7 protein-coding genes are annotated in these 7328 nt (G+C 67.1%); 4 read left to right on the top strand and 3 right to left on the bottom strand.

What is annotated here, in order from left to right:
• The first annotated feature begins 326 nt into the window (after nt 1-326).
• Nucleotides 327-638: a c-type cytochrome gene (locus tag ABDW59_RS24420; RefSeq protein WP_343634060.1), complete on the top strand. Its 312-nt coding sequence runs from the start codon at nt 327-329 to the stop codon at nt 636-638.
• Between the two features lie 73 nt (nt 639-711).
• Here the strand turns inward: ABDW59_RS24420 and ABDW59_RS24415 are convergent, their stop codons facing one another.
• Together ABDW59_RS24415 and acs are read right to left on the bottom strand one after the other, a co-directional pair.
• Entirely contained in the window at nt 712-1239 is a 528-nt protein-coding gene (locus ABDW59_RS24415) for a DNA-binding protein (protein ID WP_343634059.1), read from the bottom strand.
• Between the two features lie 230 nt (nt 1240-1469).
• On the bottom strand, nt 1470-3440 hold the full coding sequence (gene acs / locus ABDW59_RS24410) for an acetate--CoA ligase (RefSeq protein WP_343634057.1): 1971 nt from the start codon (nt 3438-3440) through the stop codon (nt 1470-1472).
• 241 nt (nt 3441-3681) lie between these two features.
• On the opposite strand from acs, the gene ABDW59_RS24405 reads away from it, so the two are divergent.
• Nucleotides 3682-4305, top strand: coding sequence for a TIGR00645 family protein (locus ABDW59_RS24405; RefSeq protein WP_343634055.1), 624 nt, complete (start codon nt 3682-3684; stop codon nt 4303-4305).
• 105 nt (nt 4306-4410) lie between these two features.
• On the opposite strand, the gene nhaA is transcribed toward ABDW59_RS24405, so the two are convergent.
• Nucleotides 4411-5580, bottom strand: a complete 1170-nt coding sequence (gene nhaA / locus ABDW59_RS24400; RefSeq protein ID WP_343634053.1) for a Na+/H+ antiporter NhaA — start codon at nt 5578-5580, stop codon at nt 4411-4413.
• Nucleotides 5581-5778: 198 nt separating this feature from the next.
• Between nhaA and ABDW59_RS24395 the strand changes: the two genes are divergently transcribed.
• Together ABDW59_RS24395 and ABDW59_RS24390 are read left to right on the top strand one after the other, a co-directional pair.
• Complete coding sequence (locus tag ABDW59_RS24395; RefSeq protein ID WP_343634051.1) at nt 5779-6051, top strand: hypothetical protein; 273 nt, start codon at nt 5779-5781, stop codon at nt 6049-6051.
• A 192-nt stretch (nt 6052-6243) separates the two neighbouring features.
• Nucleotides 6244-7328, top strand: a 1085-nt coding sequence (locus tag ABDW59_RS24390) for a fumarate hydratase (protein WP_343634050.1), incomplete at its 3' end; no start/stop codon positions are given.

The raw sequence follows: 7328 nt of genomic DNA, 5'->3' as shown, positions 1-7328 counted from the left end.
GCGTCCATCTTGTCCATCTGCTTGCGCTGCGTGTAGCCCACCTTGTCGGCGAACTCCCACCACAGGACGGCCAGCAGGAAGGGCGACAAGACCCACCACCAGCTGATGTCCAACATCGGCCCCACGTCGAGTGCCTTGAGCAATGTCAACAGCACCCCGATCACCACGAACCACATTGCGTTCTCCCCTTGCGCCACGCATTTCCGCGCGACCCCCAACACTACAATCCCGCCAGCCCGGACCCGCCCCAGCCATGCCGCCTTCCTCTCGAAGCGGCCTGCTTGAGAGAGGATCCGTCACCTCCCGGCAGGACCTGAAAGGATGCCATGAAAAACGCCTTGTTCGCTTGTGCGGCGCTCGCCGCGGTGATGTGCGCGCCCAGCGCCTATGCCAACCAGGAGTTGGCTCAGAAGAAGAACTGCATGGCCTGCCATTCGGTCGACAAGAAGCTCGTAGGCCCCGCCTACAAGGATGTCGCGGCCAAGTACGCCAAGGACAAGGACGCTGTGAAGAAGCTGTCCGAGAAGATCGTCAAGGGCGGCTCCGGTGTGTGGGGCCCGGTGCCGATGCCCGCCAACACCTCGGTCTCGCCGGCCGAGGCCGAGCAGCTCGCCAAGTGGGTGCTGACGGTCAAGTGACCGCGGACGGCGGCCGGCGACGGCCTCCGCGTCAGACGCATCGATGGGGCCCTGCGGGGCCCTTTTTTCTGGCCTAGGCCATCAGGCGCTGGAGCTCCTCGCGGCGGCCGGCCTCCAGATGGCGGCCCTCACGCATCAGGTTGATGGACTTGGTGACGGCGGCAACCTCCAGCACCGATGCCTCGATGCGGTAGCTGCCGCGCGCCTTCATCCAGCCCAGCACGTCGACCAGGTGCCAGACCGAGGACGAGTTGCCCTCATGCATGGGCGCCGGAAAGGTCGACGGATGCGTGAGCATCAGCTTGCGCATGTTCTGGCGCGACACGCCGACCACCCCCGCCACGTCGGTGAGGCCGACCAGATCGGGGCCTGCCTCGATCAGGCGCGCACCGGGCACCGCGCGTCGCACCTGCTCCAGCGCGCTCATCAAGGCGGCATCGGCCTGCGTGGCCTCGCGCGAGAACTTCAGCATCAGCCGCCCACGCAAGCCCGCGCTGACGCGCGCGTCCGCGCAACCGGCCGAGGCCAGGCGCTGCGCGAGCGAGACCTGCTCCCCGTCCGGCGCGGGCAGCTGGTACTTGAGCGTGAAGACATATTCCACAAACGACTCCTTCTGAGATGACGCACGCGCGACCCGCGGGTCGCGTGCCACCGTGATGGCGGCTGCCCTCCCCCGACTGGGGGAGGGGCGCGTCATTCTTCGTCGAAGGAGCGACAGGCACCATTGCCCGTGCAAGTGTCCGGAGCGCCGCGCCTCACTCGGGAAAGTCAGACACGGGCGCGAGACTGGAGGATTCAAGGGGTGTCGCCTGTCGGGGCGTCCCCGATCCCTCAATAGGCCTGGCCGAGTTGCTCCAGGATGGCCGGGTTCTCCAGCGTGGAGGTGTCCTGCGTGACGCTCTCGCCCTTGGCGACCGAGCGCAGCAGGCGCCGCATGATCTTGCCGCTGCGGGTCTTGGGCAGGTTGTCGCCGAAGCGGATGTCCTTGGGCTTGGCGATCGGACCGATCTCCTTGGCCACCCAGTCGCGCAGCTGCTTGGCGATGGCCTTGGCCTCGTCGCCGCTGGGGCGCGGACGCTTGAGCACGACGAAGGCGCAGATCGCCTCGCCCGTGGTGTCGTCGGGACGGCCCACCACCGCGGCCTCGGCGACCAGCTCGGTGCAGCTGACCAGCGCGGACTCGATCTCCATCGTGCCCATGCGATGGCCCGACACGTTGAGCACGTCGTCGATGCGGCCGGTGATGGTGAAGTAGCCGGTGTCGGCGTCGCGGATGGCGCCGTCGCCGGCCAGGTAGTAGCCCTTGAGCTCGGGCGGGTAGTAGCTCTTCTTGAAGCGCTCCGGGTCGCCGTAGATCGTGCGGATCATCGACGGCCAGGGCTTCTTCACCACCAGGATGCCGCCCTGCCCGTTGGGCACGTCGTTGCCGGTCTCGTCGACGATGGCGGCGGTGATGCCGGGGAAGGGCAGCGTGCAGGAGCCCGGCACCAAGGGAGTCGCGCCGGGCAGCGGTGTGATCATGTGGCCGCCGGTCTCGGTCTGCCAGAAGGTGTCGACGATGGGGCAGCGGCCGCCACCCACGTGCAGGTGGTACCACTCCCAGGCGGCCGGGTTGATGGGCTCGCCCACCGAGCCCAGGATGCGCAGCGAGCTCAGGTCGTAGTTCTTCGGATGGACCGTCTCGTTGGTCTCGGCCGCCTTGATCAGCGAGCGGATCGCCGTCGGCGCCGTATAGAAGATGGTGACCTTGTGCTTCTGGATCATCTGCCAGAAGCGGCCGGCGTCGGGGAAGGTCGGGATGCCCTCGAAGACGACCTCGGTGCCGCCCAGCGCCAGCGGGCCGTAGCTGATGTAGGTGTGGCCGGTGACCCAGCCGATGTCGGCGGTGCACCAGAAGACGTCGGAGTCCTTCAGGTCGAAGGTCCACTTGGTGGTCAGCGCGGCATGCAGCAGGTAGCCGCCGGTGCTGTGCTGCACGCCCTTGGGCTTGCCGGTCGAGCCCGAGGTGTAGAGCAGGAAGAGCGGGTGCTCGGCCTCGACCCATTCGGGCTCGCAGCTCGAGGCTTGACCGGCGATCACCTCATGCAGCCATTCGTCGCGGCCTGGCGTCCAGGCAATCTGGCCGCCGGTGCGCTTGAACACGACGACCTGCTTGATCGTGGGACAGCTGTTGTCGGCCAGAGCCTCGTCGACGATGGACTTGAGCGGCAGCGACTTGCCGCCGCGGGCCTGCTCGTCGGCGGTCAGGATCAGCACGGCGCCGGCGTCCTGGACGCGGTCGCGCAGCGATTGCGCCGAGAAACCGCCGAACACCACCGAGTGCGTCGCGCCGATGCGGGCGCAGGCCTGCATCGCGACCACGCCCTCGACCGACATGGGCATGTAGATGACGACGCGGTCGCCCTTCTTCACGCCGCGCGCCTTCAGCGCGTTGGCCAGCTGCGCGGTCTTTGCCAGCAGCTCGGCGTAGGTGACGCGGGTCGTGGTGCCGTCGTCGGCCTCGAAGATGATGGCGACGCGGTCGCCGCGGCCGGCCTCGACGTGGCGGTCCAGGCAGTTGTAGGAGACGTTGAGCTTGCCGTCCTCGAACCACTTGAAGAAGGGCGCGTCGTTGTCGTTGAGCACCTTCGTGAAGGGCTGTTTCCAGCTGAGCAGCTCGCGGGCGAGGCGGGCCCAGTAGCCCTCGTAATCGGATTCGGCTTCCTGGACCAGGGCCTCGTACGCGGCCATGCCGGACACGTGGGCCCCTTGGACGATGGATGCGGGAGGGTTGTAGATCTTGTCGCTGATCTTGTCGCTCATGGCCTCTTGTCTCCGTACAGGCAGGGATCTATCGGGATCTCGATCACCGGTTTCAGGTTCGGGCGAACTCTCCGCCTTCACACTGACGATCGCCTTACTCTTGTAGAAGAGCCCGGCGGGCGCGCGCTGCGATGGCGCTCGCGTCCGCGGAAGCGATACGAGGGTGTCGGTCGCGGATGCTCTCACTAAAATCGTCGCGTTCGGCGGTTCCCGCCGGTTACCAGCTTGAAGGATTTCCCCCATGTCCACTGATCGCCCGAAGCGCGCGCCCGACGCCGACGCCGCCCCCAAGCGCCTGCATCCGCTGGCGCACCTGATGTTCGGGAGCCGCTGGCTGCAACTGCCGCTGTACGTGGGCCTGATCGTCGCGCAGGCGGTCTACGTGTTCCAGTTCTGGACCGAGCTGGTCCACCTGGTCGAAGCCGCCTTCGGCAACCAGGACGCGCTGCGGATGCTGGTGGACAGCGTGGGCTACAAGGCCGACACCACCGTCGAGAAGCTCAACGAGACCATCATCATGCTGGCCGTGCTGGCGCTGATCGACGTGGTCATGATCTCCAACCTGCTGATCATGGTGATCGTGGGCGGCTACGAGACCTTCGTGTCGCGGCTGCATCTGGAGGGCCACCCCGATCAGCCGGAATGGCTGGACCACGTGAACGCCTCGGTGCTCAAGGTCAAGCTGGCGACGGCCATCATCGGCATCTCGTCCATCCACCTGCTCAAGACCTTCATCAACGTGCAGAACCTGAACGAGAAGGTGCTGATGTGGCAGACCGTCATCCACGTCGCCTTCCTGCTGTCGGCCTTGGCCATCGCGCTGACGGACAAGCTGCTGGCTCACGGCCACGCTGACAAGGCCTGACCCCGCGCGAGTCGCCTGCCCTGCCCGCCGTGCAACCGGCGCAATGAAGAACGGAGGCCTCGGCCTCCGTTTTTTCATGCTGCGGCGGGGGACTGACCCTCGCGCTCAGCGCTTCTTTCGGCTCATCAGGATGAGCGTGCCGGCGATGCCGGACAGGATGGAGCCGCCCAGCACGCCGAGCTTGAGCCGCGTCTCGTAGTCCGCGCCGTGGCCTTCGAAGGCCAGGCCGCCGATGAACAGGCTCATCGTGAAGCCGATGCCGCAGAGCACGCACACGCCGAAGAACTGCACCCAATCGGCGCCGCTGGGCCGCGAGGCCAATCCGAATCGGATCATCAGCCAGGAGCTGCCGAACACGCCGATCGCCTTGCCCAGCAGCAGGCCCAGCGCGATGCCGATGGACACCGGGTGCAGCAGGTCCTCGGCATGCAGGCCCAGCAGCGACACGCCCGCGTTGGAGAACGCGAACATCGGCAGGATCAGGAAGGCGACCCAGGGATGCAGGCCGTGCTCCAGGTCCTCGGCGGGCGAGTGGCCGTCAGCGCCTCCGCTGGCCGGGATGAAGAGCGCGGTGGCCACGCCGGCCAGGGTCGCATGCACGCCGGACTTGAGCACGCAGGTCCACATCACCAGGCCGATGACGATGTAGAGATCCACGCGCCGCACGCCCGCGCGGTTGAGCGCGAACAGCGCGATCAGGCAGACGGCGGCGCCGCCCAGCATCACGAGCGAGAGCTGGCTGGTGTAGAAGAGCGCGATGACGACGATGGCGCCGAGGTCGTCAATGATCGCCACGGCGGTCAGGAAGACCTTGAGCGATGCGGGCACGCGGTCGCCCAGCAGCATCACGATGCCGATGGCGAAGGCGATGTCGGTGGCGGCCGGGATGGCCCAGCCGTGCAGGCCGACCGGGTCGGCGTGGTTGATCGCGGCGTAGATCAGCGCCGGCATCGCCATCCCGCCCAACGCGGCGACGGCCGGCAGCACGGCCTGCGAGCGCTCGGCGAGCTCGCCGCTGACGAACTCGCGTTTGATCTCCAGGCCGACCAGGAAGAAGAAGACGGCCATCCACAGGTCGTTGACCCAGACCAGCAGCGGCTTGGCCAGTACCAGCCAATCGCCGCCGATGCGGACCTCGCCCTCGATGCGGGTGAAGGCGGCGTAGAGATCGCGCCAGGGGGAGTTGGAAAGGATCAGCGCGGCGACGGCGGCAATCGCGAGCACGATGCCGCCGGCGGATTCGCTGGCGAAGAAACGCTTCAGTCCGGGGGTCAAGACGGTCGGCCTCCAGGTGGTGGGGATCAAAGGGAAGCCGCCGAGCCTAGCACCTCCGGATGCGCGCGCCGCACAAGCCGCCCTGTCGGGGGACGTGTCAGTAGCGTTCCCCCGAGGGGCACCAGGAAGGGGCGGCGGCTAGGATTTCAGCTCATCCGAAACAAAGGTCTCACGAGGACCATCAGGGAGAGTGTGTTCATGAAGAAGTTGATGCTCATCACGCTGTCGAGCGCGGCGCTGCTGTCGCTGGCCGCCTGCGCCACACCGGACGCCGCCAAGCCGGCCGACGGCACGACCACGGCTGCGGCGACCGAGAAGCCCAAGATGTTCTGCGAGCGTGAGGGGACGACCGGCTCGATGCTGACCAAGAAGCAATGCAGCCCGGTGCCGACCGAGGCGGATCGGGCGCGTCTGGCCAACGAGCTGCAAGGCATCGTGCGGTCGACGGGATCGCAGCCGGGCGGAAAATGACCGTTCGGTCATGGCGCCGGTGACGGGTGCCCCGGAAGCGAGAAGGCCGATCGGAGGATCGGCCTTTTTCGTTGTGGAGGCTGCTTCCGGACCCGACAAGATCTGCGCCCCGCTCGCCCGCCGCCCGCACCGCCGACGCGCCCCAACCATCTGTCGGATAATCCGCCGCGTCCTTTGCCTCCGAGCACGACCATGACCACCACGATCCGCTACGCCGACCTCGTCGAAAGCGTCGCCGCCGCGCTGCAGTACATCAGCTACTACCACCCGGCCGACTACATCCAGCACCTGGCCCGCGCCTATGAGCGCGAACAGAGCCCGGCCGCCAAGGACGCGATCGCCCAGATCCTGACCAACTCCAAGATGTGCGCCGAAGGCCGCCGTCCCATCTGCCAGGACACCGGCATCGTCAACGTCTTCCTCAAGATCGGCATGGACGTGCGCTGGGGCGACTTCCCCGGCTCCATCCAGGACGCCGTCAACGAAGGCGTGCGCCGCGCCTACAACCACCCCGACAACAAGCTCCGCGCCTCGGTGCTGAGCGACCCGATCTTCGAGCGCAAGAACACCAAGGACAACACGCCCGCGGTGATCTTCATGGACGTCGTCCCCGGCAACACCGTCGACGTCATCGTCGCGGCCAAGGGCGGCGGCTCCGAGAACAAGAGCAAGGTCTACATGCTCAACCCCAGCGAGAACATCGTCGACTGGGTGCTCAAGACCGTCCCCACCATGGGCGCCGGCTGGTGTCCCCCGGGCATGCTGGGCATCGGCGTCGGCGGCACGGCCGAGAAGGCCGCGCTGCTGGCCAAGGAAGCCCTGATGGACGACATCGACATGTACGAGCTGCTCGAGCGCGGCCCGCAGAACAAGCTCGAGGAACTCCGCATCGAGCTCTACGAGAAGGTCAACGCGCTGGGCATCGGCGCCCAGGGACTGGGCGGCCTGACCACCGTGCTGGACGTCAAGATCAAGACCTACCCGACGCACGCGGCCTCCAAGCCCATCGCCATGATCCCGAACTGCGCCGCCACGCGTCACGCGCACTTCGTGCTGGATGGCTCCGGCCCCAGCTACCTCACGCCCCCGAGCCTGGATCTGTGGCCCGACGTCCAATGGGCGCCGGACTACAACAAGAGCAAGCGCGTCGACCTGAACACGCTGACCAAGGACGAGGTCGCCAGCTGGAAGCCGGGCGACACGCTGCTGCTCAACGGCAAGATGCTGACCGGCCGCGATGCCGCCCACAAGCGCATCCAGGACATGCTGGCCAAGGG

This window comes from Roseateles sp., assembly GCF_039595295.1.
GTDB lineage: Bacteria > Pseudomonadota > Gammaproteobacteria > Burkholderiales > Burkholderiaceae_C > Roseateles.
This window is presented reverse-complemented; position numbering and strand designations above follow the sequence as displayed.